Below are 2,532 nucleotides of genomic sequence, written 5' to 3' on the forward strand. Positions count from 1 at the left end.
TGAGGTTCACCCCGAATGGTGGACAGGGGTTTAAGCAGCTTCAGCTGCCATTGTCAGTAACTGCTCGAAACGGACGGGACTGATGCTACCGATCGACGAGTGTCGACGGCGATTGTTGTACCAGTCCATCCAATTGTAAACCGAGGCAACGAGTTCAGCCTTCGTTGGGTAAACGTGCCGATAGTAGTGTTCATGCTTGAAGCTCGACCACAGCGATTCGGATGCGCTGTTGTCCCAGCATATTCCGGTCGCGCCCATCGATCGTCGCAGCCCGTGCCGGGAGCAGGCCTGGGCGGTCAATCCAGCGGTGAACTCGCCGCCGCGGTCCGAATGCAGGATCGTGGCTCGACAGTCGCCACCGCGGGCCGCGACGGCAGCGTCGATAGCCGCGGTGACCATATCCGCGCCGATGTGGTCGGCGATGCTGTAGCCCAGCACCCGGCGAGTGTGTCCGTCCCGGACAGCACACAGGAACATGTCACCTTCACCGCAGGTCAGGTAGGTGACATCGGTGGTCCAGACAGCGTCGGGGCGCCCCTGGTCGAACTGGCGTGCCACCAGGTCGGCCGGGAACGACGCGGTCGGATCCTGGACGGTGATTCTGACCTTGAAGGTTCGTGGGCTGATGCCTTGCAGCCCGATCGAGGCCATGATCGCTGCGACCGTCTTGGCCGACACCCGCTCCCCCTGATCTCGCAGCTCGTCGGTGATGCGGGGTGATCCGTAGGTGCCGGCGGAGGCTGCGTGCGCGTCCAGGATCTTCACCGTCAGATCGGCCCGCCGCTGCTTACGGTCGGTCAATTCCGTTGCTGCCGTGCGCTTTTTCCATTCATAGAAACCCGATGTCGACACCTCGAGCAGTCTGGCCATGCGGACCACGTCGAACTGTTCGGACACGGCAACGGTGCCGGCGATATCGGCCACCGCCACGGCATCGGGGGCGGCGTACTTCACCATCAGTTCGAACCGGGCCGGTTCTGCTGCATCGCGGCAAAGTACGCCGACTTAGATTCAAGCTGTCAACGCAACACACTCGGCAGGCGTCCGATAGTCGAGGCATTTGCGTGGCCGGTTATTGAGGCGGTCGGCGATGGCGTCGAGGTCGGCCTGGCTGTAAGTACTGAGGTTGGTTCCCTTCGGTAGATACTGGCGAACCAGTTTGTTGGTGTTCTCGTTCGTGCCGCGTTGCCATGGACTACGTGGCGCGGCGAAGAACACTTCGATACCCGTTGCCGCACTGAGTATTCGATGATCAGCGAGCTCCATTCCACGGTCCCACGTCAAGGAGCGCCGTAGCGCTGGATGCATCGACGCGTAGCGGTCGATAAGCGCCGCGACGACGGTCTCGGTGCGTCGGTCTGCCAGTTGCACGATGGTCAGGTAGCGGGTCTTGCGATCGACGAGGGTGGCGATCTGGCTGAATGTTCCGCCGATCACCAGATCACCCTCCAGGTGCCCGGCACCGCTGCGGTCTTCGGCGTCGGCAGGCCTGTCCTTGATCGACCGGGCCCCGATGATCTGAGAGCGCCATTGCCCTTTCACCGTGTGCCGCTTGTTTTTTCGTATCGGCCTGCCGGTCCGAAGTTTCTTGCACATGTGTTTGGGAATGACCTTCCATCGCGTGGTGTAGACCGATCGGTAGATCGTCTCGTGGCTGACAGTCATCTCGGGATCATCGGGATGGTCACGGCGCAGCCGCTTGGCGATCTGCTCTGGAGACCACTCCCGGTCCAGTAATTCGACCACCCGCTCGCGCAGAATCCGGTTGCGGGCCAGAAGTGTTGGCTTCGGCCTGCGACGCTGCTCGTCAGCACGCTCCTGAGCCGCGACAGCCCGATACGCGGCCCGCCCGCCGTTGCGGTCGACTTCCCTGCTGACCGTGGATACTGAACGGCCGAGAACTTCGGCGATCATACGAAATGACTGGTCAGCGCTGATTCCGCGTGAGATCGCCTCTCGTTCCTCAACAGTGAGATTGCCCCAACGGACGGTCCGTGCCCGCGGCGCGATCCCGCCGTGGTGCTTCAATACCGTGAATACCGATCCTGGAGGCTTGTCCAACGCGCGCGAGATCACGCTGATTGATTCGCCGGCCCGCCACCGACGCCACAACTCGGTCTTCATCGCCTCCGACATCCCCGGCCGCCCGACCCTCGCCACAGACCCTCATTTCACCAGCACCGTTGCGTTGACCAGTTGAATCTAAGGAAGCTTTTTTCAGGAAGGCGATGTCCTTGTCCTGCTCGGCGACCTGTTTCCGCAACCGGAGCAGTTCTTCTCGTTCCGCTGGTGAGAGTGGCTTTTCGCCGTGGACAGCGGCGGCATCGAGGCGGCGGCGTTCGTCGGCGACCCAGCGGCCAAGCAGGCTTTCGTGGATGCCGAGTTCGCGGGAGACCTCGGCCACGGTACGACCGGAATCGATCACCCGGTGGGCGGCCTCGACCTTGTACTCGGTCGTGAACGACCGACGTTTCCGAGACATGAGAACATCCTCCCAGCAGGATCGATGATCCTGCCAAGTCGGTGTCCACT

Annotated in this window: 2 protein-coding genes and 1 pseudogene; all 3 read right to left on the reverse strand. The window is 62.2% G+C overall.

Annotation, left to right across the window (positions count from 1 at the left end; translation table 11 throughout):
* Nucleotides 1-30 precede the first annotated feature (30 nt).
* Nucleotides 31-957: an IS3 family transposase gene (locus NV2_RS30445; protein WP_067882395.1), complete on the reverse strand. Its 927-nt coding sequence runs from the start codon at nt 955-957 to the stop codon at nt 31-33.
* A 54-nt stretch (nt 958-1,011) separates the two neighbouring features.
* The gene (locus NV2_RS30450) at nt 1,012-2,160 is read right to left on the reverse strand and encodes an IS30 family transposase (RefSeq protein WP_067882398.1); all 1,149 of its coding nucleotides are present in this window, start codon (nt 2,158-2,160) and stop codon (nt 1,012-1,014) included.
* Nucleotides 2,161-2,305: 145 nt separating this feature from the next.
* A pseudogene (locus tag NV2_RS33040) lies at nt 2,306-2,482 on the reverse strand (transposase); the annotation flags it as partial.
* Between the last annotated feature and the right edge of the window lie 50 nt (nt 2,483-2,532).

Origin of the sequence: Nocardia vermiculata NBRC 100427, from assembly GCF_001613265.1 — a bacterium.
Classification (GTDB): domain Bacteria; phylum Actinomycetota; class Actinomycetes; order Mycobacteriales; family Mycobacteriaceae; genus Nocardia; species Nocardia vermiculata.